Below are 25,200 nucleotides of genomic sequence, written 5' to 3'. Positions count from 1 at the left end.
TCCAGTACAGTTGCAGGTTGTTGTTATGCGTATTGCCGTCCCTGGTGGAATGCTTTTACTGAGTTGTTTTATTTATATTTTCTGCCAGGTTTTTTCCGACCAAATAACCAAAGGTCATCGCCGGACCCAGCGTGATACCGCCGCTGGGATAGAATCCCCGCATCACGCTCGACATGTCGTTGCCGACGGCGAAAAGCCCCTGAATCGGCTGCTGCTGCGCGTTGAGAACCCGCGCATTTTCATCGGTGATTAATCCGCTGAAGGAGCCCAGCGAGCCAGGCAAAATGCGTACCGCATAAAAAGGCGCATGGCAGAGCTTCCCAAGCGTTGGGTGCGAAGAGCGACTGGCATCGCCCTGCGTGCGGTTGTATGCCGATGCGCCGCGCTGAAAATCCTTATCCTCGCCCTGGTCTACAAAGTCGTTAAACCGGGCGATCGTTTCCGTTAGCTGTTGCGGATTCATGGCACAGGCTTTTGCCAGCGCTTCCGGCGTTTCGCCCGTCTGCAGATATCCGGTCCTGCACCAGGCCTCTGGGGTAAACGGGAAGGGGCGAGCATGGCCCAATCCGTAGCGCCGCAGCGCCCGGCTGTCGGCAATCAACCACGCCTGCGGCGTGTCGCCCGGCGGCGTCGCCTCCAGCAGCGCGGCAATAAAATCATGATAAGAGTCGGCCTCATTGGTGAAGCGTTTGCCGTTGGGCAACACGGCAATAAAGCCGGGTTTCGCGCGCTCAATCAGATGCGGAAAGGGGAGCTGCACTCCGCTGGCGAGGGTAACACGCGACACTGGCGCCCAGGCCATGGCGTGCCTGAGCGAATGATCAAACTGGCCGCCGACCGTTTCGCCGAGCCGAATGCCATCCCCCTGATTCCCCGGAGGCGCGGCGGAAAAGTGGCCGTAGCCGCTGGCGGCGTGCGGCACCTGTTCGGCCAGACGCTGCCTGTCGTGGGGAAAGCCTCCGCAGGCGAGGATCACCGCACCGGCGCGAACCTCCAGCGCGCCGCTGTCGCTACGTACTATCGCGCCCGTAACGCCATTGTTGTCGGTGAGCAGACGTTCTACCGGCGCGTTAAGCTGAAAATTCACACCCGCATCCAGCGCCGAACGCAGGAGGCGGGCGACCAGCGCGTTGCCGTTAACCAGATGCTGTCCGCGGCCGGCGCGCAGCCGCTGCCAGCCGTGACGCAGCAGGCGGCGGGTGGCGTACAGCGCCGAGCGCGCTGAGCGGGTGGCGTTAAAAAAGTGCGCCATATCCGTACCGCCGGCAATGCCCATCCCCGCGAGGCTGATGGTCTCCAGCGGAGGCCGCAGGCGATGTAGCCAGTCGCCCAGCAACCGCCCGTCAAAAGGCTGTGCCGTGACTGAGCGGCCGCCCAGCGCAGCGCCTGGCGAAGCGTGAAAATCAGGCATTTTGCTGCCGGAGAGAAACTGCACGGCGGTGCGGCGGCGGAAAAAGTCGATCATCTCCGGTCCGTACTGTAAGTAAGCGAGCAGACGCGCATCGGCAGGCTCACCGTCCATTTCATGGCGTAAATAAGCGAGCGGCGCGTCGGGTTCTTCTTCAATACCCTCCTCACGCGCCAGCGGATTACGCGGGATCCACAGCCAGCCGCCGGACCAGGCGCTGGTGCCGCCAATGACCGACTCTTTCTCTGCAACAAGCACGCTGGCGCCGCCGAGCGCGGCGGTGACGGCGGCAGAGAGCCCCGCAGCGCCGGAGCCGACGACCAGAACATCCACGTTCATCTGCCCGCTCATAACTCTCTCCTTATTGCAGTGGTGAAAAATCAGTGGGGCGCAGAAGCACCGACTCCAGGCGCTCGACGGCGGCCAGCTCGCGGTTTTTGCGCGAGAACGTCAGCCAGCGTTCGTCCTGCGCCATACGCGCCCGACGCACCAGGCGATCGTCGAGGCTCTCGTAGGCCCAGATATGTACCACCTGATTGACCACGCCAATTTCGGTAAAGAAGAAACCGATGAGCTTACCGAGATGCTCGGTTTGCACGGCGTAAGCATCGCTTTTGTACAGCGCCAGCCAGTCGGCCATTTTCAACGGATTGATGGTGTAGGTGCGTTTTTCATAGATCATGATCTTCTCCTGTTTACAGTGCGTGTTGTTGCGCCATATGGCTGGCTGAGAGATAGCCGAAGGTGAGCGCCGGGCCGAGCGTAATGCCGGGGCCGGGATAGGTTCCGGCCATCATCGAATCCATATCATTACCCACGGCGTAGAGGCCTTTAATCGGTTCATCCTGCTGGTTAATCACCTGAGCATCGGCGGTAGTGACCAGGCCGCGTGAGGTACCGAGATCGCCGGTATAGAGGGTGACGGCATAAAACGGCGCGCGGGTCAGCGGAGCGTTACAGGCGTTTGGCCGGTGGCCAGGGTCGCCCATCGCTCGGTTATAGCTGTTGCCGCCTTTGGTGAACGCCGGGTCGAGGCCCTGAGCGGCATCGCGGTTATAGCGAGCCACCGTTTCAGCGAGCGTATGCGGATCCAGCCCGAGCCGCTGCGCCAGTTCAGGCAGCGTATCGGCCTTATGCAGATAGCCCGCTTTCACCAGCGCGTCATTATTGACCGGGGCAGGGCGCGCCAGGCCGAGGCCGTAGCGCTTCATGGCCAGGGCATCGCAAATCAGAAAGCAGGGGGCATTTTCTGCCCGGCTTTGCATGGCGCTGGCGAAGTGGTGATAAGAGTTAGACTCGTTCACGAAGCGCACCGCGCGCTGGTTGACGGCAATCACGCCGGGTTTGGCGCGATCGGTGACCAGATGAGGGAAGCGCTCTTGCGTGCCGTCGGGATGCTGTAAAACCGAGACCGGCGCCCAGAAAAAGTTAGACGGCAGGTCAGCCCCTTCCCGTGCATTGACCGCGGCGGCAAGGCGCAGCGCGGCGCCGTCGTTGGCGGCGGGGGACATGGTGTAGTGCTCGCGGGTCTGGGGGCGATAGCGTTCAGCCAGCTTGCCTGCGGCAAAACCTCCGGCTGCCAGCACCACGCCGCAGCGGGCTTCAAGAGCCTGCTTTTGACCCTCGTGCTCAATTTCTACGCCGGTCACCTCGCCATTGTGTTCGCTCAGCGAAAGCACGTTGACGTTGAGCCTGAGCTGCATGCCTTTGCGAAAGGCGAGCGTCGCCATGCGGGCGATCAGCGCGTTGCCCATCGCCAGGCGGGTACCGCGATGGTACCTCAGGCGATCGCGACCGTAGCGCAGCAGCAGTCTGCCGCAGTGCGCGAACGCGCTAAGGGAGCGGCGCATATCGAGAAAGTGCTGGATATCAACCCGGTTAACCATCATCCCGCCAAACAATAGCATTCCCGGTGGGGGAGAGCGGAGGTCGCGAAAATGCTCACCCAGCTCCCGCCCGTCAAACTCCACCACCTCCAGCGCCCGTCCGACATCAACGGCGCCGGGCTCATCCGGGTAATAATCTGGAGAGAGCGGGCGCAGGTTATATTTCACTGCCCCCTCTTTTTCCAGAAACGCCAGCGCCTCGCGTCCCGAAGCGATAAAGGCATCTACCAGATCCTGACGATAATGAGGCTCACCGATAATCGTCCGCAGATAGGTTTCGATTTCCTGCGGGCTGCCGCCTGCGGCCTTTTTCCGCGCCTGATCGCTGTCGTGGATCCACACCGCGCCCCCGGAAATGGCGGAGGTGCCGCCAAACTGCGGAGCTTTTTCCAGCATCAGCACCGACAGTCCTTTACAGCAGGCGGTCACCGCCGCGGCAAAGCCTGCGGCGCCGCTGCCAATAACGATGACGTCCCAGCTTTTCATGCCGCCGCTCCCTGTTCCTGCGCAATGGCGCCGATGAACTGCCCCATCAGTTTCATCTGCGCCAGCGCCATCTCCGGCCCGGTCTGGATCGTGCAGCCGCGATCCCGGGCGAAGTCGAGGAGCGGGGTGATAACCGGGGCGGTAACCACGTCCGCGACATGCGCTGATACCGGGAGTGTTTCCAGCAGCGTTTGCGGCAGCGGTAACGGATCGAAACCGGCCATTCCCGCCGGGGAACCGTTCACCAGCAAATCCAGGCCGTTGAGCGTAGCGGGCAGATCGGTAAGGTGAACGTGCGGAAAATGCGTCGCCAGTCGGTTATGAAGCAGCTGGAGCGTGGCGGGATTCTGATCATAAAGCGCCAGTTGATGGATGCCTGCTTCGCAAAGCCCCCACGCGATAGCGCTGCCGACGCCGCCGCAGCCGGAGAGCAGCCCCTTTTTACCGGCGGCGCTAAAGCCGTGCGCCTCTGCGGCAAGCTGAAAACCGACGCCATCGAGCATATCGCCCTGTAAACGGCCATCGGCCAGCTTACGGATGACGTTAATGGCATTGAGGTGCTGAGCTCGCGGTGTTAACTCGTCGACCAGGGCGGCGGCCCGCTGTTTGTGTGGAACGGTGACCAGCACGCCGCTCATGTTGTGCCAGCCGCGCAGCGTCTTCAGATAGTCAGCAACGGCTTCCGGTGCGATATCCACCGGGATCATGACGCTGTCCATCTGCTGGTCTGCAAAGTAGCGGTTGAAATTCTCCGGCGATTTAACCTGGGTAATCGGGTGACCGATGACGGCGACGACCTGAGTGAATCCACTGACCATTTCAAACCTCATTTTGTTAAATGAATGTTGTGAAAGTATTTCAGCGGAAGCTGAGAGCGACAACGCAGAATTCGACCATACTGGTTGTTAATCGCACCACCACTGCGATAATCGCACTAAACCGATCTAATTGTTGCGAAAGTGTGAACAAGTATGCAAAACCAGATTCATCCCCGCGATCTGATCGTCGGCCTGCAAAAGGGGCTGGCGCTGATCCAGCTATTTTCAAAAGAGCATCCGCGGCTCACCGTGCCGCAGGCGGCGAAAATGAGCGGCCTGACGCAAAGCGCCGCGCGGCGGTTTTTCCTTACCCTGCTGCACGAGCGCTACCTGCAAACCGACGGACGTTACTACTGGCTGACGCCCAAAGCGTTGAGGCTGGGGCAGGCGTATGTTGATTCAGCGCAGTTCCCGCGCATGGTACGGCCGATCGTTGAGTACATCGCCAGCCGGACGGAAGAGCACGCTTCGGTGGGGGTGATAGATGATGATGAGCTGGTGTATATCGCCCGCAGTAAGCATACGCCGTTTAACTCGACTTCAGTACGCCTGGGGGAGAGGGTGCCGATTTACTGTACCGCTGGTGGTCGGCTATGGCTGGCGTCGTTAGCGGAAGCCGAGTGTGAGAATGTATTGCAACGGATCAAACGCGAACAGCGCACGCCCTATACGGTAACCGACGTTACGACCCTGCTGGAGAAGATCGCCCAGGTGCGCCGCCAGGGATATGCCGCGATTGAGCAGGAGTTTGAAATTGGCATGCTAGTGCTGGCCGTACCGCTGTCAGACCGGGAAGGGATCTACTGGGGAGCGCTGAGCTTAACCAGCCATCAGTCCAGAACCTCGATTGAGGCCCTGTGCCGCGATCATCTGGATTTGCTTTATAGCGCTCAGGCAATGCTGGTGGGGTAGTCAGAGAGAGGGCAGGTGGGCACCTGCCCGATGTATTATGCTTTAGCGGTGTCGATAAAGCCGTTCCAGTCTGCACCAGCGTTGTTCACGAATGTTGACCAGCTGTTTGCCGCGGTGTTGACAAAGCCATTCCAGTTATTGGCGCCGTTAGTAACAAAGGTATTCCAGTTGGTTTGACCAGCAACAAACTTGCCAATTTCAACGGTGCTGTCGATCACGAAGCTTGCGAATGCAGCTCCTGAGGTAGCGACAAAAGAGCTGAATCCCAGCCCGGAATTGACCACAAAATCGGTAAAGCCGGTTGCGGCGCCAACTAAATTAAAACCACCAGAAACGTACTCCATTTCGTTAAATGTTAATTCTTTCATTTTTATTTCCTTATTAAACGGGATAAGTGAGCACAAGCTCACCGCGAAAGACTAACACCGCTAAATAGAGATAAACCAGATGGTGTTCCGGCCAGGGCTATGATTTTTATATGATTTTTCTATGAACCTAATGAGTTGAGAAGGAAGGTAATTTCGATAGATATGAACGAATGGAGGGAGTTGATTTGCATAATATGAATCAGAAGAGTGAAGGGGGGATAAAGAAACGGCTCCCGGTCTTGCAAGCGGGAGCCGTTCGGCAGGTGCTGATTAGGGTTTTATCTAACCATAGTCAGTAAATTATGTGAATCCGGCACCATAAAGTCGACGGACATCATCACCGACAGTGCGGTAATGGCCACGATGGAAAAGACGAACAGCTTACGCGCCCAGACTTTATCATCCGCCACTTTGTAACCGCGCAGCGCCATTCCGAGCCACCAGACGCTCACTGCCGCAGCGACAACCAGATATTTGTATCCGGCGTAGCCGCCCAGAGAGAGCATCAGGGTCGCAACGGCGAAAGCGATGATGTAAACGGTGATATGGTTTTTCGCCACAGAAATGCCTTTCACTACCGGCAGAACAGGAATATTCGCCGCCTGATAATCCTTGAAGCGGAAAATCGCGATAGCGTAAGAGTGAGGCATCTGCCACAGGCTAAAAATAGCCAGCAGAATAGCGGCGCCGCTGTCAAAATCACCGGTCACCGCACAGTAGCCAATCACCGGCGGCGCAGCGCCGGAGAGAGAACCAATCAGCGTGCCGTAGACGGAGTGGCGCTTCATATACAGGCTGTAAACGCCGACATAAACCACAAACCCCATCACCCCCAGCCAGCAGGCGAGGGGGTTGGCGCCAAACCACAGCAGCATGAAGCCAGCAATACCCAGCAGGGTGGCGTATACCAGCGAAGCTTCTGGCGAGATCAGCCCTTTGACCAGCACCCGGTTTTTCGTCCGTTCCATCTTACGATCGATATCACGGTCGATATAGTTGTTGAAAACACAACCCGAGGCGACCACCAGGGATACTCCGAGGAGCGTCCAGATGAAAAGCGGATAGTCTATGTGGCCCTTTGAGGCCAGCAGGAAACCGCCAATCACGGAGATCAGGTTGCCAAAAATAATGCCTGGTTTCGTTACTTGCAGGTATTGCTTAAACATACTCGCCGCTCTTAGTGCATCATCATGTTGTAGTTCAGGTTCCACATAATCCAGATGGAACCGACGACTACGATAGCAATGATGATTACGGTGAAGATAAATGCGGTCAGGTTCCAACCTTCGTCCGATTTACTGTTCATGTGCAGGAAGTACACGAGGTGTACCACAATCTGCACAACTGCAGTGACCAGGATGGTTCCCAGAATAGCCGCATGCGATGCGGAGCCACTCATCACCATTGCAAACGGGATAACCGTCAGAATGATCGACAGGATGAACCCCGTCATGTAGCTCTTCACGCTGCCGTGAGAAGCGCCGCTATGATCGGTAGAATGACTCATTACATCGCCCCCATCAGATAAACAACAGAGAACACGCAGATCCACACGACGTCCAGGAAGTGCCAGAACAGACTCAGGCACATGATACGGGTACGGTTAGTGTTGGTCAGGCCACGACGAGAAACCTGTACCATCAGCACCGCCATCCAGATCAGACCAGAGGTTACGTGCAGACCGTGGGTACCGACCAGCGCGAAGAACGCTGACAGGAAGCCGCTGCGATCCGGACCCATACCTTCAACAATCAGGTGATGGAATTCATAGAGTTCCATTGCGATGAACCCTGCCCCGAAGAGGAAGGTCAGCGCCAGCCAGGAAACCACCTGGCTCTTGTTGTTTTTGTACATGGCGATAGCCGCCATGCCGTAGGTGATGGAGCTGAACAGCAGCAGCGCGGTTTCAACCAGAACGAACGGCAGTTCGAAAATATCTTTACCGGTCGGCCCGCCTGCCGTGCCGTTCACCAGAACGGCATAGGTCGCGAACAGAGTGGCGAAGATAATGCAGTCGCTCATCAGGTAGATCCAGAAACCGAATACCTTCATCGGTCCTGTATCATGGTGCCCGTGTTCGTGCGCGTGGGCGTTATGCGCAAGAGTATCAGTTGCCATTTTTCAGCCCTGCTTTGTTAATCTCATCGAAATGCTGATTTTCCAGTTTTTCGACTACTGCAACCGGCACGTAGTAATCCACGTCCTCGTCAAAGCTCTTAATAATCCAGGTCGCCAGAATGCCGACGAAGCTTGCAATCGCCATCCACCAGATGTGCCAGATCATTGCGAAACCAAACACCGTTGCGAAAGCAGCAATAACGATGCCCGCGCCGCTGTTTTTCGGCATATGAATCTCTTCATAGCCAGCCGGTTTCTTGTACGCGTCGCCTTTCTCTTTCATTTCCCAGAACGCGTCACGCTCGTGAACCACAGGAACGATAGCGAAGTTGTAGAACGGCGGAGGAGAAGAGGTTGCCCACTCCAGCGTACGGCCGCCCCACGGGTCGCCGGTCAGGTCACGGTTCTGCTCGCGATCGCGGATAGACACGTAGAACTGAATCAGCTGGCAGAGGATACCGCAGGCGATCAGCGCCGCACCGCAGGCTGCAACAACCAGCATCGGGTGGAACTGCGGGTCAATCTGCTGGCTCAGGCGACGGGTCATACCCATAAAGCCGAGCACGTACAGCGGCATAAATGCGACGAAGAAGCCGATGATCCAGAACCAGAAAGCGCGTTTGCCCCAGGTTTCGTTCAGGGTGAAGCCAAAGGCTTTCGGCCACCAGTAGGTCAGACCTGCGAAGCAACCGAACACTACGCCGCCGATGATGACGTTATGGAAGTGCGCGATCAGGAACAGGCTGTTGTGCAGCACGAAGTCTGCGCCCGGTACCGCCAGCAGAACGCCGGTCATACCACCTACGGAGAAGGTCACGATAAAGCCAATCGTCCACAGCATTGCTGAGTTGAAGACGATGCGGCCCTGGTACATGGTAAACAGCCAGTTGAAGATCTTAACCCCGGTTGGGATAGCGATGATCATGGTCGTAATACCGAAGAAGGCGTTTACGTTCGCGCCCGCACCCATAGTAAAGAAGTGGTGCAGCCAAACGATGAACGACAGAACGGTAATACACACTGTTGCCCATACCAGCGAGGTGTAGCCAAACAGACGCTTACGCGAGAAGGTCGCTGCGATTTCGGAGAAGACACCGAATACCGGCAGAACCAGAATGTACACTTCCGGATGACCCCAGGCCCAAATCAGGTTGATGTACATCATCATGTTGCCACCCATATCGTTGGTAAAGAAATGGGTGCCCAGGTAGCGGTCCAGGGTCAGCAGCGCGACGGTGACGGTCAGAATTGGAAAGGAGGCGATAATCAGGATGTTGGCGCACAGAGATGCCCAGCTAAACACCGGCATCTTGAACATGGTCATGCCAGGGGCACGCATCTTGATAATCGTTACGAAGAAGTTAATACCGGTAAGCGTTGTACCAATACCGGATAGCTGGAGAGCCCAGATCCAGTAATCGACCCCGACTCCCGGACTGTACTCAATTCCCGACAGCGGCGGATAGGCCAGCCAACCGGTCTGCGCGAATTCACCGACGCCCAGAGAGAGGTTAACCAGAATCACACCCACAACGGTGAACCAGAAGCTCAGGTTGTTAAGGAAGGGGAAAGCAACGTCGCGTGCGCCGATCTGCAGCGGAACCACCAGGTTCATCAGACCGATAACAAACGGCATCGCTACGAAGAAGATCATGATAACGCCGTGGGCGGTAAAGATCTGATCGTAGTGGTGAGGCGGCAGGAAACCTGCTTCCCCGGCCGAGGCCAGCACCTGCTGGCTACGCATCATAACGGCGTCAGCAAAGCCACGCAGCAACATAACGATTGCTACGATAACGTACATGATACCGAGACGTTTGTGGTCAACCGAAGTCAGCCACTCGTTCCAAAGGTAGGACCACTTACCGAAGTAAGTGATGGCTGCCAGAAGCGCCAGTCCCCCAATGATAATTGCAGCCACCGTAACCACAATAATGGGTTCATGGTAGGGCACTGCATCCAGTGTAAGTTTTCCGAACATCGTTTTCTTCCTCGGCCCCTTAGTGAGCGGTTTCCGCGTGGCTCATGTCCATGCCTTCCATTCCTTCGTGCGCTGCGTGCTCGCCCTCCGGTTGGGTCATATCCATGCTCTTACCGTGAGACATAAATTTGTTAACAACATCTTTAAACAAATCCGGTTTCACGTTAGAGAAGTATTCCACTTTGTTGTATTCGCTAGGCGCAGCCAGTTTGTCGAATGTTTCCATGGAGTCCATGGTATTCGCAGACTGTTTGGCTTTCGCTACCCACTGATCGAAGGTTGCACGATCCGGCGTGGCGATAGCTTTGAACTTCATTCCAGAGAAGCCCGGGCCGCTATAGCTGGCGGAGATACCGTCGTAAGTACCAGCTTCGTTCGCGATGAGGTGCAGCTGAGTCTGCATCCCGGCCATTGCGTAAATCTGGCTACCTAAACGTGGGATAAAGAACGAGTTCATCACGGAATTGGAGGTCACTTTGAAGTGTACCGGTACGTTCGCCGGGAAGGCGATTTCGTTGACGGTAGCAATACCTTGTTCCGGATAGATGAAGAACCATTTCCAGTCCATCGAAACGACTTCGATAGTGATGGGTTTTTCATCGTGAGCAAGCGGTTTGCTCGGCTCTAATGCGTGAGTTGTTTTCCAGGTCAGAACGGCCAGGAACAGGATGATCAGGATAGGAACCGTCCAGACCACGGCTTCAACTTTGTTGGAGTGTGACCAGTTCGGGCTATACTTCGCATCTTTATTGCTCGCACGATACTTCCAGGCAAATCCTACTGCCATCAAGACGGCTGGAATAACGACGATCATCATCAGGCCGAAAGCCGTCAGAATCAGAGAGCGTTGCTCCAGTCCAATCTGTCCTTTTGGGTCGAGGAGTGCAGAATCACAACCACTGAGTAATACAGTGCCTGCGATTAATGACATCCATCCCAAACTTTTATTGTATTTCCTAAGTCTCATTGAACGACCTCAATTCCACGGAATCTGGTGGCGCTTAAAGTGTACGGGCATTTTACGGGAAGGTTGCATTACTGTAAACATAGTTGGAGCTGTGTCTGTTCTATGTTAGCGGCTTCTGCTTGCCTTGTCACATATGTTACGGAGTGTGACATTATCGCTTGCAAAGCTTGATTTACGCGGGATTGATAACGAAAGGGATAAGAACCAGGGGGTTTATAAGAGAATGAGCATAACCATCTGCAAAACAACACAAATAATTAACAATTAATTATCAAATAAAAGACATCATAAAAGCGGAAAATAAAACCAGTAAAGCTGAATCGTTTAAATTATTTAAAGATTCGCATAAAAATTGTCAATAATTTCCAGAAATCTAAAACGCACAAAACAACAAACTCAGTAGTCTAAATATAAAATCGTTAATAAGACGTTATAATTACCCATGGTAATTACAACGTCCAATAACGTTTCTGTAACGATTAAATCAGCTCGGTTTTGCGTAATGCCAGGTAGTCAAGGAAAGCGCCGAGTAAAATACCCGCAACGGCGGTGAGTACGGCGATCTCCAGCAGGCCCGCGAGGAAGGAGAAATTGGTGTAATCCAGCGCGTTCAGCACCAGCAGCAGTAGCCATATCGCCAGCATCAGGCAGCCAACCGCCAGAATAATTAAGGCCAGCGCGTAGATCTGAGGAAAGAGCGTGCGCGGCATAAAACTCTCTGACCGCTGGGTGTGTTCCAGGGTACGCCTGCAAATTAACAGCAGCAAAATACCCGGCACAGCGGCAACGACGGAAAAGAGATAGAAGGCCGGCCAGCCGTGAGCCTCGACGAACCAGCCGGCGATGGGGCCGACGTAAACGCGCCCGACGGCGGAAAGCGCCGAGAGCAGGGCAAACTGGGTGGCTGAAAAGGATTTGTTGCACAGCGTCATCAGCAGCGCGACGAACGCCGCGGTGCCCATCCCGCCGCACAGGTTTTCGAAAAATACCGCCGTCGCCATGGAGAAAAGGTGCTTATCGGTAATGGATAGCAGCCAATATCCGGCGTTGGATACCCCCTGCAGCACGCCAAAAATCAACAGTGCGCGGAATAAGGTCAGGCGCTGCATGAGCACGCCGCCGTACAGGGCGCCGACAATCGTGGCGAACAGGCCGAGCGTTTTATTGACCATGCCCACTTCGCCGGCGTCGAAACCGACGCCGCGAATCAGAAAGGTGGTGGTCAGGCTCATGGCAAAAGCATCGCCAAGCTTATAAAGGACGATAAGTAGCAGGATAAGCCAGGCGTTATTGCGACCGAAGAAGTCGCGAAGCGGCGCGGCAACCGCCTGTTCCAGCGTTTTCGGCACCGGAATGACATCGCTGGGGTCCGGGGCCAGCAGCGTGGCGATAATGCAGGGGATCAGCAACGCGGCCATCAGCCAGTACATTCCCTGCCATCCTAGCCAGCGGTCGGCCAGCCATAGCGCCAGCCCGCCGGAAACCAGCATCCCCAGACGATAGCCCAGCACGCTGATTGCCGCGCCGGTGCCTCGCTCTTCCGCGGCCAGCACGTCAGTTTTCCACGCATCAAACACAATATCCTGAGACGCGGAGCAAAAGGCGATGACGACCGCCAGCGCCGCCATCCAGCGCAGCTGCGTGGAGGGTTCAAGGAATCCCATCGCCGCAATAGCAATCAGTAACAGAAACTGGGTTGCCAGCAGCCAGCCGCGACGACGGCCGAGAAACGGCGGCGTGTAGCGGTCCATCAGCGGCGACCATAGGAACTTAAAGACGTAGGCCTGGCCGACGAGAGAGAAAAAACCGATGGTTTTCAGATCGATATTTTCAACGGTCATCCACGCCTGCAGCGTGCCTGAGGTCAGGGCGAGCGGTAATCCAGACGCAAAACCAAGGATCAGCAGGATCGCTGATTTTGGCTGCGTAAAAATGCGTAAGTAATGATTGGACATGTCTTGTCGTGCAGACCCGACGCGGGGCCGGGTCTGCAACTTAAATTAACGAGCGTTTTGCTTGATAAAATCGTGAATGCTGGTGTCCTGCGCCATATCGCTAATGGTATCGGTCATAACGCTATTAACCGCATCGGCGATATTCTTGTTCGAGGCCTGAAATGCGCCTTCAACAGAGTAGCTGGCACGATAGTTTTTGGTCATCTTGTTGCCGTTGGCGGCGGTGGCGATGATGGCGATATCGGCTTTGGTGGCGATGTTGTAACGCACGTTGCCCTGTGACACGTCGGCGTACAGTTTATTGACGATAATTTGCAGGTCAACGGCGCCGTTCGGACCAATCATATAGCCGCGGGAGGTCATCTGTTTCTCGAGGACTTCCTGCAATAAGAAACGCAGGTCGCGGGAGGCGGTCAGCGTAACCTGTTGGTTATCGCGAGTGACTTTCGCCAGCGCCTGATCCGGACGCTGATCGGCGCCGTTAATGCTGACGGTCACGCCCATCAGACTGGGATCCTGCTGCGGCAGGGTAATTTTCGGTGATACATCAATAGTGGTCGGCGGAGTGGCGCATCCGGCCAGCATAAACAGCGCGACCAAAGGCAAAAGAATTTTCTTAAACATGTTCAGGGTCTCAACGCATGGGAGTAGTAATGAGGACAATTCCCGCCATCATAACATCGCCAACGGCAAGGGGAAGTGGCAACGCATGTAAATTCATCGTCTTGTGCGTTTTCTGTCCTTGCAGCATCGCATATCGCAATTCAGATGGGGCTTTCAGGATACCAGACCAGTAAAGCCGATACTTTTGCATGAAAATATCAGAGGAATGCCAATTTTTTGTTGTTTTCGCCCAATGGAAGCGGTAAAAGCGGCTAACATTTAAAGGGAATGGCGGCAATACAGCGTTGTCGGAGGAGAAAATTCATGATGATACGTGAACAGATCGAAGCAAAACTTAGGGCAGCGTTCGACCCGGTGTATCTTGAAGTCGTGGATGAAAGTTATCGCCACAACGTTCCTGCGGGCTCTGAAAGTCATTTTAAAGTGGTGTTGGTGAGCGATCGCTTCCTTGGCGAGCGTTTTCTTAATCGTCACCGTATGATTTACGGAACGTTGACTGAGGAACTATCAAGCACCGTGCACGCTCTGGCGTTGCATACCTACACAATCAAAGAGTGGGAAGGGCTACAGGATACCGTCTTTGCTTCTCCTCCTTGTCGCGGGGCTGGGAGTATCGCGTAGAAATCGCATTTGCAACCGCTGGAGCTTTTCCAGTATGTTGCGTGAAGATTTATGAGAAAACGGCCTGCGGGCCGTTTTGTTTTGCCTGGAAAATGTGCAGCTTGCGCTTTTTTACAGGCAAATTTGCTCGGGAAATGTGAAAAAAGCCGCAGCAGTGGGCGACAACCGTTCTCGACTCACAAAAGTGATGCCGCTATAATGCCGCGTCTTTTATTATGAATGTCTTCGGGATGATTCTGACGACAGGGAATGTGTTTCTGATTTGAAGAGGGCATCCCGGTTCTGCGAAGCAACCTGTTCGCGCTTCCAGAGTTGACCGAGCACTGTGATTTTTTTGAGGTAACAAGATGCAAGTTTCAGTTGAAACCACTCAGGGCCTTGGGCGCCGTGTAACGATTACTATCGCCGCTGACAGCATCGAGAATGCTGTCAAAAGCGAGCTGGTCAACGTAGCGAAAAAAGTTCGCATTGACGGCTTCCGTAAAGGCAAAGTGCCGATGAATGTTGTTGCTCAGCGTTATGGCGCATCTGTTCGCCAGGACGTGCTGGGTGACCTGATGAGCCGTAACTTCGTTGACGCGATCATCAAAGAAAAAATTAATCCGGCCGGCGCGCCGAACTATGTTCCGGGCGAATACAAGCTGGGTGAAGATTTCACCTACGCGGTCGAGTTCGAAGTTTATCCGGAAGTTGAACTGCAGGGTCTGGAAGCGATCGAAGTTGAAAAACCGGTTGTTGAAGTGACCGACGCTGACGTTGACACCATGCTGGATACTCTGCGTAAGCAGCAGGCTAACTGGAAAGACAAAGACGGCGCTGTTGATGCCGAAGATCGCGTTACCGTTGATTTCACCGGTTCCGTTGACGGCGAAGAGTTCGAAGGCGGCAAAGCTTCTGACTTCGTACTGGCGATGGGCCAGGGTCGTATGATCCCGGGCTTTGAAGATGGTATCAAAGGCCACAAAGCTGGCGAAGAGTTCACCATCGACGTGACCTTCCCGGAAGAATACCACGCTGAAAACCTGAAAGGTAAAGCGGCTAAGTTCGTTATCAACCTGAAGAAAGTTGAAGAACGTGAACTGCCAGAGCTGACTGAAGAGTTCATCAAGCGTTTCGGCGTTGAAGATGGTTCCGTAGCCGGCCTGCGCGCTGAAGTGCGTAAAAACATGGAGCGCGAGCTGAAAGGCGCTGTGCGTAACCGCGTTAAATCTCAGGCTATCGAAGGTCTGGTTAAAGCTAACGATATCGATGTTCCAGCTGCGCTGATTGACAGCGAAATCGACGTTCTGCGCCGCCAGGCTGCTCAGCGTTTCGGCGGTAACGAGCAACAGGCTCTGGAACTGCCGCGTGAGCTGTTCGAAGAGCAGGCTAAACGTCGCGTTGTTGTTGGCTTGCTGCTGGGCGAAGTGATTCGTACCAACGAGCTGAAAGCTGACGAAGATCGCGTGAAAGGCCTGATCGAAGAGATGGCTTCCGCTTACGAAGATCCGAAAGAAGTCGTTGAGTTCTACAGCAAAAACAAAGAGCTGATGGACAACATGCGCAACGTCGCTCTGGAAGAGCAGGCTGTTGAAGCCGTGCTAGCGAAAGCTAAAGTGTCTGAAAAAGCCACTTCCTTCAGCGAACTGATGAACCAGCAAGCGTAATTTCGCCGCAAGGTTTAAGGTTTGAGTAAAAACCCGTTGCCGAAAGGCCGCGGGTTTTTTTATTGCAATGATAGCCTTAGGATACGTGCGAAAAGGCGATTTCAGTGATAGCGTTACGACAAAAGATTGTTATGCTTGAATTAAGGCAACGTCATCCCCATAACCGGGAGACGTAACTGCAGCGGTATAACCATGCGCCGTAATGAAGCGTGCATCAATGCACTTCTGCCCGATGGCAGAAATTCTGGCTGATAATCCGTCCGTAAGGTTACAATCAGTGCAGCGGTTTTTTTCAAATTAATCCAGGAGACGGAAATGTCATACAGTGGCGAACGAGACAACTTTGCACCCCATATGGCCCTGGTGCCGATGGTCATTGAACAGACCTCACGCGGCGAACGTTCATTTGATATTTACTCCCGTCTGCTCAAGGAGCGCGTCATTTTTCTGACTGGCCAGGTAGAAGATCACATGGCTAACCTGATCGTGGCGCAGATGCTGTTTCTGGAAGCGGAAAACCCGGAAAAAGATATCTATCTGTACATTAACTCTCCGGGCGGCGTGATTACCGCCGGGATGTCGATTTACGACACTATGCAGTTCATCAAACCGGACGTCAGCACTATTTGTATGGGGCAGGCGGCTTCGATGGGCGCCTTCCTGCTGACCGCTGGGGCTAAAGGTAAGCGTTTCTGTCTGCCGAACTCCCGCGTGATGATTCACCAGCCGCTGGGCGGCTATCAGGGCCAGGCGACGGATATCGAAATCCACGCCCGCGAAATCCTGAAAGTGAAAGGCCGCATGAATGAACTAATGGCACATCATACGGGTCAATCCCTTGAGCAGATCGAGCGTGATACCGAGCGCGATCGTTTCCTGTCTGCCTCAGAAGCAGTGGAATACGGCCTCGTCGACTCCATTTTGACTCATCGTAATTGATGCCCCGGGCGCAAGGGGGCCGCTATACTTGTTTGTAAGAGGGCGGCACAACGCTTTCCAGCGGTTTGCGCCTGAGAATGGCATTTGCGTCGTCGTGTGCGGCACAAAGAACTTAATAAGAGGTTTGGACTCATGACAGATAAACGCAAAGATGGTTCGGGCAAACTGTTGTACTGCTCTTTTTGCGGCAAAAGCCAGCATGAAGTGCGTAAGCTAATCGCCGGGCCATCCGTGTATATCTGCGACGAATGCGTTGATTTATGTAACGACATCATTCGCGAAGAAATTAAAGAAGTCGCGCCGCATCGCGAGCGCAGTGCATTGCCGACTCCCCACGAGATTCGCCACCATCTGGACGATTACGTTATCGGCCAGGAGCCGGCGAAAAAAGTGCTGGCAGTGGCGGTATACAATCACTACAAACGTCTGCGCAATGGCGACACCAGCAACGGCGTTGAACTGGGTAAAAGCAACATTCTGCTGATCGGGCCAACCGGCTCCGGTAAAACGCTGCTGGCGGAAACGCTGGCGCGCCTGCTGGATGTGCCTTTCACCATGGCTGATGCCACCACCCTGACCGAAGCGGGTTACGTGGGTGAGGATGTGGAGAACATCATCCAGAAATTGTTGCAGAAGTGCGACTACGACGTGCAGAAAGCCCAGCGCGGTATCGTCTACATTGATGAGATTGACAAAATTTCCCGTAAATCGGATAACCCGTCGATCACCCGCGATGTTTCCGGCGAAGGCGTGCAGCAGGCGCTGCTGAAGCTTATTGAAGGTACCGTGGCCGCGGTTCCGCCGCAGGGCGGGCGTAAGCATCCGCAGCAGGAGTTCCTGCAGGTTGATACCTCTAAAATCCTGTTTATCTGCGGCGGCGCGTTTGCCGGTCTGGATAAGGTCATTTCCCACCGTGTCGAAACCGGCTCCGGCATTGGTTTCGGCGCGACGGTGAAGGCGAAGTCCGATAAAGCCAGCGAAGGTGAACTGCTGTCCCAGGTTGAGCCGGAAGATCTGATCAAGTTTGGTCTGATTCCTGAGTTCATTGGCCGTCTGCCTGTGGTGGCGACCCTGAGCGAGCTGAGCGAAGAAGCGCTGATTCAGATCCTCAAAGAGCCGAAAAACGCCCTGACTAAGCAGTATCAGGCGTTGTTCAGCCTTGAAGGCGCCGAGCTGGAGTTCCGCGACGAAGCGCTGGACGCTATCGCTAAGAAAGCGATGGCGCGTAAAACCGGTGCTCGCGGCCTGCGTTCTATCGTTGAAGCCGCGCTGCTCGATACCATGTACGATCTTCCGTCAATGGAAGACGTGGAAAAAGTGGTCATCGACGCTTCGGTTATCGATGGTCAGAGCAAGCCGCTGCTGATTTACGGCAAACCGGAAGCGCAGCAGGCGTCTGGTGAATAATTAACCAGTTTGCTCAAGCAGTTAACAAAAAGGGGGGATTTTATCTCCCCTTTTATTTTTCCTGCATTCCCGCCGTTGAATGTATGGAATACATCCCCATATACTGGTTTACATATTAACGGCGACGCGTCGTTGAATTGCGTCGTCGGCTACCTGGCGGACTTTAAACTAAGAGAGAGCTCTATGAATCCTGAGCGTTCTGAACGCATTGAAATCCCCGTATTGCCGTTGCGCGATGTGGTGGTTTATCCGCACATGGTCATACCCCTGTTTGTAGGGCGGGAAAAATCTATCCGTTGTCTCGAAGCAGCCATGGACCATGACAAAAAAATCATGCTGGTTGCGCAGAAAGAAGCCTCGACGGATGAGCCGGGTGTAAACGATCTTTTCACCGTCGGGACCGTGGCGTCTATTTTGCAAATGCTGAAGCTACCGGACGGGACTGTGAAAGTGCTGGTCGAAGGTTTACAGCGTGCGCGCATCTCTGCGCTGTCTGATAACGGCGAGCATTTTTCGGCGAAAGCGGAATATCTTGAATCGCCGGCGATTGACGAACGCGAGCAGGAAGTGCTGGTTCGTACCGCCATCAGCCAGTTTGAAGGCTACATCAAGCTGAACAAGAAAATCCCACCGGAAGTGCTGACGTCGCTCAATAGCATCGACGATCCGGCGCGTCTGGCGGATACCATCGCTGCGCATATGCCGCTGAAGCTGGCGGACAAACAGTCCGTGCTGGAGATGTCCGACGTGAACGAACGTCTGGAATATCTGATGGCGATGATGGAGTCGGAAATCGATCTGCTGCAGGTTGAAAAGCGTATTCGTAACCGCGTGAAAAAGCAGATGGAGAAATCTCAGCGCGAGTACTATCTGAATGAGCAAATGAAAGCCATTCAAAAAGAGCTCGGCGAGATGGATGACGCTCCGGACGAGAACGAAGCGCTGAAGCGTAAGATCGACGCGGCGAAAATGCCGAAAGAGGCAAAAGAGAAAACCGAAGCGGAACTGCAAAAACTGAAAATGATGTCCCCGATGTCGGCGGAAGCCACCGTCGTTCGCGGCTACATTGACTGGATGGTGCAGGTACCGTGGAACGCCCGCAGCAAGGTTAAAAAAGACCTGCGTCAGGCTCAGGAGATCCTCGATACCGATCACTACGGCCTTGAGCGCGTGAAGGATCGTATTCTTGAGTACCTCGCGGTGCAGAGCCGTGTTAACAAGCTCAAAGGGCCGATCCTGTGCCTGGTTGGGCCTCCGGGGGTAGGTAAAACCTCTCTCGGCCAATCTATCGCCAAAGCAACCGGACGCAAATATGTGCGTATGGCGCTGGGCGGCGTGCGTGATGAAGCGGAAATCCGCGGTCACCGCCGTACCTATATTGGCTCAATGCCGGGCAAACTGATCCAGAAAATGGCTAAAGTGGGCGTTAAAAACCCGCTGTTCTTGCTGGATGAGATCGACAAGATGTCTTCTGACATGCGCGGCGATCCGGCATCGGCGCTGCTCGAGGTGTTGGATCCGGAACAAAACGTGGCCTTTAACGACCACTATCTGGAAGTGGATTACGATCTCAGCGACGTGATGTTCGTTGCGACCTCTAACTCCATGAATATTCCGGCGCCGCTGCTGGATCGTATGGAAGTGATCCGCCTCTCCGGCTATACCGAAGATGAGAAGCTGAACATCGCCAAACGCCATCTGCTGTCAAAACAGATTGAGCGTAACGCGCTCAAGAAAGGCGAGCTGACGGTGGATGATAGCGCGATTATCGGCATCATTCGCTACTACACCCGTGAAGCGGGCGTGCGTGGTCTGGAGCGCGAAATCTCGAAACTGTGCCGCAAAGCAGTGAAACAGCTTCTGCTGGATAAGTCGCTGAAACACATCGAGATTAATGGCGACAACCTACACGATTTCCTTGGCGTGCAGCGCTATGACTATGGCCGTGCGGATAGCGAAAACCGCGTAGGTCAGGTGACCGGCCTGGCGTGGACGGAAGTGGGCGGCGATCTGCTGACCATTGAAACCGCCTGCGTTCCGGGTAAAGGCAAGCTGACCTACACTGGTTCACTGGGTGAAGTCATGCAGGAATCCATCCAGGCGGCGCTGACGGTGGTTCGTTCACGTGCGGATAAGCTGGGTATTAACTCAGACTTTTACGAAAAACGTGATATTCACGTTCACGTGCCGGAAGGCGCTACGCCGAAGGATGGTCCAAGCGCCGGTATCGCGATGTGCACCGCGCTGGTTTCCTGCCTGACGGGTAATCCGGTACGCGCTGACGTGGCGATGACCGGTGAGATTACCCTCCGTGGCCAGGTATTGCCGATTGGTGGTCTGAAGGAAAAACTGTTGGCCGCGCATCGTGGCGGCATTAAGACTGTTCTGATTCCTGATGAAAATAAACGCGACCTTGAAGAAATTCCGGATAACGTTATCGCTGATTTAGATATCCATCCGGTAAAACGAATCGAGGAAGTTCTGGCACTTGCGCTGCAGAACGAACCGTTTGGAATGGAAGTCGTCACGGCAAAATAGTGATTTCGCGCAAATAGCGCTAAGAAAAATAGGGCTGGTAAGTAAATTCGTACTTGCCAGCCTTTTTTTGTGTAGCTAACTTAGATCGCTGGCAGGGGGGTCAATTACAACTCTGTTGTAAGGGCATGACAGTCCTGATATAACTGCTGCGCGGTCGCGCCACGAAGGATTCTGGTGCGATATAAATTATAAAGAGAGGAAGAGAACAGTGAATAAATCTCAACTGATTGACAAAATTGCTGCCGGTGCGGATATTTCTAAAGCCGCAGCTGGACGTGCGTTAGATGCTTTAATCGCTTCTGTTACTGAATCTCTGCAGGCTGGAGATGACGTTGCGCTGGTAGGGTTTGGTACTTTTGCTGTTAAAGAGCGCGCTGCCCGTACTGGTCGCAATCCGCAAACAGGCAAAGAAATCACCATTGCTGCTGCTAAAGTACCGGGTTTCCGCGCAGGTAAAGCGCTGAAAGACGCGGTAAACTGATCGACTTCCCCACTGGGGTCTGTGACGAAGTACAAGGGCGCATCGCAAGATGTGCCTTTTTTATTTGCCAGAATGCGACTTAATGTGAGTTTATACGCACTTGTGGGCTGACAATCACCCCGTTTTCTTGTCAAAATACGTCCTCACGCGCGGCGGCCATCACATGCTATGCTGCGCGAGCTAAAGTCATCTACAGCGGAGCGTTGTTACACCATGATGGACAACCTACGCACGGCCGCCAACAGCGTCGTGCTCAAGATTATTTTCGGTATCATTATCGTCTCGTTCATTTTGACCGGGGTGAGTGGTTACCTGATTGGCGGTGGCAACAACTATGCCGCAAAAGTTAATGACCAGGAGATTGGTCGCACACAGTTTGAGAATGCCGTTGCCAGCGAGCGTAATCGCATGCAGCAGCAGCTTGGCGACCAGTTCTCAGAGCTGGCGGCTAATGAAAATTACATGAAGACCATGCGTCAGCAGGTGCTGAACCGTCTGATTGACGAGGCGCTGCTCGATCAGTATGCCCGTGAGCTTGGTCTCAGCATCAGCGATGACCAGGTTAAGCAGGCGATCTTCCAGACCCAGGCTTTCCAGGCGGATGGCAAATTTGATAACGAGCGCTTCAGTCGTATCGTTAATCAGATGGGGATGACGACGGATCAGTACGCGCAGGCGCTTCGTAATCAGCTGACGACTCAGCAATTGATCAACGCCGTAGCCGGTACCGACTTTATGCTGCAGGGCGAATCCGACCAGCTGGCGGCGCTGGTTTCTCAACAGCGCGTCGTCCGTGAAGCAACTATCGACGTGAACGCGCTGGCGGCGAAGCAAACCGCTACCGACGATGAAATCAACGCCTTCTACCAGCAGAACCAGGCGCGTTTTATGGCCCCGGAGCAGTTCCGCGTAAGTTATATCAAGATGGACGCTGCGAGCATGCAGGAAAACGCCTCTGACGAAGAAATTCAGTCATGGTACGACCAGCATCAGGATCAGTTCACTCAGCCGCAGCGTAACCGCTACAGCATCATTCAGACCAAAACCGAAGCGGATGCCCAGGCTGTGCTCGATGAGCTGAAGAAAGGCGCAGACTTCGCCGCTCTGGCAAAAGAGAAATCAACCGACATCATCTCTGCCCGCAACGGCGGCGACATGGGATGGATGGACGATGCCGCAACCGTGCCGGAGCTGAAAGAAGCCGGTCTGAAAGAAAAAGGCCAGCTTTCTGGCGTGATTAAATCCTCCGTGGGTTTCCTCGTTGCCCGTCTGGACGACGTTCAGGCTGCGCAGGTTAAACCGCTGGCTGAGGTTCGCGATGATATCGCGGCGAAAGTGAAGCAGGAAAAAGCGCTGGATGCGTACTACGCGCTGCAGCAGAAAGTGAGCGACGCGGCGAGCAACGATAATGAGTCGCTGGCGGGCGCCGCCCAGGTTGCCGGTCTGAAAGTGGTTGAAACAGGTTGGTTTGGCCGTGACAGCCTGCCGCAAGAGCTGAACTTCAAGCCGGTCTCTGAAGCTATCTTCAACGGCGGCCTGGTTGGCGACAACGGCACGCCGGGCAGCAACTCCGATATCATCACCGTTGACGGCGATCGCGCGTTTGTTCTGCGCATCAGCGAGCACAAAGCGGAGGCGGTTAAGCCGCTGGCGGATGTGAAAGCGCAGGTAAGCGATATTGTTAAGCGCAACAAAGCGGAACAGCAGGCAAAGCTGGATGCTGATAAGCTGCTGACGGCCCTGAAAGAGGGTAAAGGCGATGAAGCGATGAAAGCCGCAGGCCTGAGCTTTGGCGCGCCGCAGACGCTGTCACGCACCGGTCAGGAAGCGCTGAGCCAGTCAGTCTTTGCGTTACCGTTGCCGCAGTCGGGTAAGCCAAGCTACGGCGTGGGCTCCGATCTGCAGGGCAACGTAGTGCTGCTGGCGCTGGAGGAAGTGAAAGCGGGTACGATGCCGGAAGAGCAGAAAAAAGCGATGATTCAGGGGATCACCCAGAATAACGCCCAGATCGCCTTCGAAGCGCTGATGAGCAACCTGCGTAAAGCGGCTAAAATTAAGGTCGGCGACATCATCGACCAGCAACAATAATTTCGCGCTGCTTCGCAAAAGCAAGTAACGTGATGTAATCCTCAAAGGCCGCTTTCGCGGCCTTTTCCATTTCTGCATTTTGCCTTTTGTACTCTTTTTCCCTCATCGCTATCGTGCTCTTGCTGTCAACAAACAAGGAGATAACAGCATGAAACGAGGAATGAAAACGCTTATTGCCGCAGTACTGGTTTGTGCGGCGGCGGGGAGTCAGATAGCGCAGGCGGCGCCCTCTGCGGGTAAAGCGTCGTCGACGGTAAAGGAGAGCGTGCAGTCGCCGCAGGCAAAAGCGCCGGATGGGTTAAACGCGCCGACAGTGAGGGCACCAGGGTGAGTATTAATCACGCCAGTGCGGAGGAGTTGGCTAAGGCGTTGAATGGCGTCGGTCTGAAGAAAGCGCAGGCTATCGTGAGCTATCGCGAAGAGTACGGGCCGTTTAAAACCGTTGACGACCTTAAGCAGGTCCCCGGTATGGGCAACTCGCTGGTAGAGAGAAATCTGTCACATCTGAAGCTGTAAATTTTCAGCGGAATTTTGCACAGTTGTTATTATTTGCCAGAATGAAGAGGTTACACCAGTGGTGTGACCTCTGACCTCAAAACAACAATTAGAGATAAGGCATTCGCGCTATGCAGACTCAAATCAAAGTTCGCGGCTATCACTTGGATGTATATCAGCACGTCAACAATGCGCGTTATCTGGAGTTTCTCGAAGAGGCGCGTTGGGATGGTCTGGAAAGCAGCCCGGCCTTCCACTGGATGACCGAGCGCAACATCGCTTTTGTGGTGGTGAATATCAATATCAACTATCGCCGACCAGCGGTACTGGGCGATGTGTTAACCGTCACCAGCAAGCTCGAAAAGCTCAATGGAAAAAGCGGGACGTTAAGCCAGGTGGTTACCCTCAATCCTAACGGCGAAGTGGTCGCCGATGCGCTTATCACCTTTGTCTGTATCGATCTTAAAACCCAGAAAGCGCTGCCGCTGGAGGGCGAACTGCGGGAGAAGCTGGAGCAGCTTGAGCCGCGCTAACTGGCCAGCCGGAGGGAGATGTCCCGGAGGCGGTGCTGCGCACCTGCCGGGGCTACACGTCCCCCGGCAGCCTGCGCTCCGGCAGCCCGGGCAGGCGCATCGCGCCGTCCCCGGGGCGAGGGCGCAGAAAGTTGCGGAATTTCCCCGTAGGCGCTGCAGCGTATCTGACCGGGCTAATCGCCTTCGGCCGCCAGCGGGGCTATTGCGCCGCCGGGAAGTAACCGCTTACTGGAGCCCGGTTTTTTGCTTCATCACCGTCATCACGCCAACCTTATCGCCAAGATAGTGGCTCAGGCCGTTGGCGCGTAGATTACAGGCGGCGCACTGCCCGCAGCCGTCGCCTTTAATGCCGTTATAGCAGGTCAGGGTTTCATGGCGCACTAGCTCTAACTGGCCCCAGTAATCGGCTAAGGCCCAGGTCTCGGCTTTGTTAAGCCACATCAGCGGCGTCTCGAAGCGAATATCTTTCGCCATTCCGAGGCTGACGGCATGGTGCAGCGCTTTCACAAACTCGTCTCGGCAGTCCGGATAGCCCGAAAAATCGGTCTCACAAACGCCGGTGATAATAGCTTCTGCCTTAACCTGATACGCGTAAATCGCCGTCAGGGTTAAAAACAGAATGTTGCGACCGGGGACAAAAGTATTGGGGATGCCGCTGGCGTCCGGCTCGTAATCCGGAATCGGAATGCTATCGCGGGTCAGGCTGCTGACCGCCAGTTCGTTAAGCAGCGTGACATCAAGGACCTTATGGGCGACGGCCCCCAGTTTTAGCGCCAGTTCGCGAGCAACGTCAATCTCCGCGCGGTGGCGTTGGCCATAATCAAAAGTGACGCAATGCACTTCATCATACTGTTGCAGAGCCTGCACCAGGCAGGTCGTCGAATCTTGTCCTCCGCTGAAGACAACTACGGCGCGTTTCATGATAATTC

General features: G+C 54.6%; 23 protein-coding genes and 1 pseudogene. 11 read left to right on the top strand and 13 right to left on the bottom strand.

Going from position 1 to position 25,200, the window contains the following annotated elements:
* Nucleotides 1–55 precede the first annotated feature (55 nt).
* From K7H21_RS21815 to K7H21_RS21800, 4 genes are read right to left on the bottom strand one after another with little or no spacing between them, the layout of a single operon-like run.
* Nucleotides 56–1,759 (bottom strand): FAD-dependent oxidoreductase, encoded by a 1,704-nt coding sequence (locus tag K7H21_RS21815; RefSeq protein ID WP_223035358.1) that lies wholly within the window; start codon nt 1,757–1,759, stop codon nt 56–58.
* A 10-nt stretch (nt 1,760–1,769) separates the two neighbouring features.
* Nucleotides 1,770–2,090, bottom strand: a complete 321-nt coding sequence (locus K7H21_RS21810) for an NIPSNAP family protein (RefSeq protein ID WP_004099512.1) — start codon at nt 2,088–2,090, stop codon at nt 1,770–1,772.
* Between the two features lie 13 nt (nt 2,091–2,103).
* A complete protein-coding gene (locus K7H21_RS21805; RefSeq protein WP_087828761.1) occupies nt 2,104–3,780 on the bottom strand; it encodes an FAD-dependent oxidoreductase in 1,677 nt (558 codons plus the stop codon).
* Nucleotides 3,777–4,598 (bottom strand): shikimate dehydrogenase family protein, encoded by an 822-nt coding sequence (locus tag K7H21_RS21800; RefSeq protein ID WP_142446258.1) that lies wholly within the window; start codon nt 4,596–4,598, stop codon nt 3,777–3,779. Before K7H21_RS21800 ends, K7H21_RS21805 begins: the two co-directional genes overlap by 4 nt.
* 153 nt (nt 4,599–4,751) lie before the next feature.
* Between K7H21_RS21800 and K7H21_RS21795 the strand changes: the two genes are divergently transcribed.
* Nucleotides 4,752–5,510: an IclR family transcriptional regulator domain-containing protein gene (locus K7H21_RS21795; RefSeq protein ID WP_004129774.1), complete on the top strand. Its 759-nt coding sequence runs from the start codon at nt 4,752–4,754 to the stop codon at nt 5,508–5,510.
* A gap of 35 nt (nt 5,511–5,545) precedes the next feature.
* Here the strand turns inward: K7H21_RS21795 and K7H21_RS21790 are convergent, their stop codons facing one another.
* From K7H21_RS21790 to K7H21_RS21755, 8 genes are all read right to left on the bottom strand, one after another.
* Nucleotides 5,546–5,878, bottom strand: coding sequence for a hypothetical protein (locus tag K7H21_RS21790; protein ID WP_004129776.1), 333 nt, complete (start codon nt 5,876–5,878; stop codon nt 5,546–5,548).
* Nucleotides 5,879–6,156: 278 nt separating this feature from the next.
* A complete protein-coding gene (gene cyoE / locus K7H21_RS21785; RefSeq protein ID WP_004129778.1) occupies nt 6,157–7,044 on the bottom strand; it encodes a heme o synthase in 888 nt (295 codons plus the stop codon).
* Between the two features lie 11 nt (nt 7,045–7,055).
* Nucleotides 7,056–7,385, bottom strand: a complete 330-nt coding sequence (locus tag K7H21_RS21780) for a cytochrome o ubiquinol oxidase subunit IV (RefSeq protein WP_004099523.1) — start codon at nt 7,383–7,385, stop codon at nt 7,056–7,058.
* A complete protein-coding gene (locus tag K7H21_RS21775; protein ID WP_004129790.1) occupies nt 7,385–7,996 on the bottom strand; it encodes a cytochrome o ubiquinol oxidase subunit III in 612 nt (203 codons plus the stop codon). The genes K7H21_RS21780 and K7H21_RS21775 overlap by 1 nt, the downstream gene beginning before the upstream one ends.
* Nucleotides 7,986–9,977 (bottom strand): cytochrome o ubiquinol oxidase subunit I, encoded by a 1,992-nt coding sequence (gene cyoB, locus K7H21_RS21770; protein ID WP_004129794.1) that lies wholly within the window; start codon nt 9,975–9,977, stop codon nt 7,986–7,988. Before cyoB ends, K7H21_RS21775 begins: the two co-directional genes overlap by 11 nt.
* A 19-nt stretch (nt 9,978–9,996) precedes the next feature.
* Nucleotides 9,997–10,944 (bottom strand): cytochrome o ubiquinol oxidase subunit II, encoded by a 948-nt coding sequence (gene cyoA, locus K7H21_RS21765; RefSeq protein WP_004129799.1) that lies wholly within the window; start codon nt 10,942–10,944, stop codon nt 9,997–9,999.
* A 479-nt stretch (nt 10,945–11,423) separates the two neighbouring features.
* Complete coding sequence (ampG, locus tag K7H21_RS21760) at nt 11,424–12,899, bottom strand: muropeptide MFS transporter AmpG (protein ID WP_004129801.1); 1,476 nt, start codon at nt 12,897–12,899, stop codon at nt 11,424–11,426.
* Nucleotides 12,900–12,944: 45 nt separating this feature from the next.
* Complete coding sequence (locus K7H21_RS21755; RefSeq protein WP_004129805.1) at nt 12,945–13,523, bottom strand: lipoprotein; 579 nt, start codon at nt 13,521–13,523, stop codon at nt 12,945–12,947.
* Nucleotides 13,524–13,826: 303 nt separating this feature from the next.
* Here K7H21_RS21755 and bolA point away from each other — a divergent pair, with 303 nt between their 5' ends.
* The 10 genes and pseudogenes from bolA (at nt 13,827) to K7H21_RS21710 (ending at nt 24,271) form a co-directional block, all read left to right on the top strand.
* Nucleotides 13,827–14,144, top strand: coding sequence for a transcriptional regulator BolA (gene bolA / locus K7H21_RS21750; RefSeq protein WP_004133447.1), 318 nt, complete (start codon nt 13,827–13,829; stop codon nt 14,142–14,144).
* Nucleotides 14,145–14,491: 347 nt separating this feature from the next.
* Entirely contained in the window at nt 14,492–15,790 is a 1,299-nt protein-coding gene (tig, locus tag K7H21_RS21745; protein WP_004129807.1) for a trigger factor, read from the top strand.
* Nucleotides 15,791–16,105: 315 nt separating this feature from the next.
* Nucleotides 16,106–16,729, top strand: a complete 624-nt coding sequence (gene clpP / locus K7H21_RS21740) for an ATP-dependent Clp endopeptidase proteolytic subunit ClpP (RefSeq protein WP_003021624.1) — start codon at nt 16,106–16,108, stop codon at nt 16,727–16,729.
* A gap of 132 nt (nt 16,730–16,861) precedes the next feature.
* Nucleotides 16,862–18,136, top strand: coding sequence for an ATP-dependent protease ATP-binding subunit ClpX (gene clpX, locus K7H21_RS21735; protein ID WP_004099538.1), 1,275 nt, complete (start codon nt 16,862–16,864; stop codon nt 18,134–18,136).
* Nucleotides 18,137–18,319: 183 nt separating this feature from the next.
* Complete coding sequence (lon, locus tag K7H21_RS21730; RefSeq protein WP_004099539.1) at nt 18,320–20,674, top strand: endopeptidase La; 2,355 nt, start codon at nt 18,320–18,322, stop codon at nt 20,672–20,674.
* Nucleotides 20,675–20,882: 208 nt separating this feature from the next.
* Nucleotides 20,883–21,155, top strand: a complete 273-nt coding sequence (gene hupB / locus K7H21_RS21725; protein WP_002444653.1) for a nucleoid-associated protein HU-beta — start codon at nt 20,883–20,885, stop codon at nt 21,153–21,155.
* Nucleotides 21,156–21,368: 213 nt separating this feature from the next.
* Nucleotides 21,369–23,243, top strand: a complete 1,875-nt coding sequence (gene ppiD, locus K7H21_RS21720) for a peptidylprolyl isomerase (protein ID WP_004129812.1) — start codon at nt 21,369–21,371, stop codon at nt 23,241–23,243.
* A gap of 148 nt (nt 23,244–23,391) precedes the next feature.
* Nucleotides 23,392–23,574, top strand: a complete 183-nt coding sequence (locus K7H21_RS29410; RefSeq protein ID WP_462442478.1) for a hypothetical protein — start codon at nt 23,392–23,394, stop codon at nt 23,572–23,574.
* A pseudogene (locus K7H21_RS29405) lies at nt 23,562–23,759 on the top strand (helix-hairpin-helix domain-containing protein); the annotation flags it as partial. The gene K7H21_RS29410 and the pseudogene K7H21_RS29405, both read left to right, overlap by 13 nt.
* A 110-nt stretch (nt 23,760–23,869) precedes the next feature.
* Complete coding sequence (locus K7H21_RS21710) at nt 23,870–24,271, top strand: YbgC/FadM family acyl-CoA thioesterase (RefSeq protein WP_004129818.1); 402 nt, start codon at nt 23,870–23,872, stop codon at nt 24,269–24,271.
* Between the two features lie 225 nt (nt 24,272–24,496).
* Here K7H21_RS21710 and queC read toward each other — a convergent pair whose 3' ends face one another.
* Nucleotides 24,497–25,192, bottom strand: coding sequence for a 7-cyano-7-deazaguanine synthase QueC (gene queC / locus K7H21_RS21705; protein WP_004129820.1), 696 nt, complete (start codon nt 25,190–25,192; stop codon nt 24,497–24,499).
* Nucleotides 25,193–25,200 lie beyond the last annotated feature (8 nt).

It is taken from the genome of Klebsiella sp. CTHL.F3a, from assembly GCF_019890895.1.
Taxonomy (GTDB): domain Bacteria; phylum Pseudomonadota; class Gammaproteobacteria; order Enterobacterales; family Enterobacteriaceae; genus Klebsiella; species Klebsiella grimontii.
Note: the sequence above shows the minus strand (reverse complement) of the source record. Positions and strands in the feature narration are given on the sequence as shown.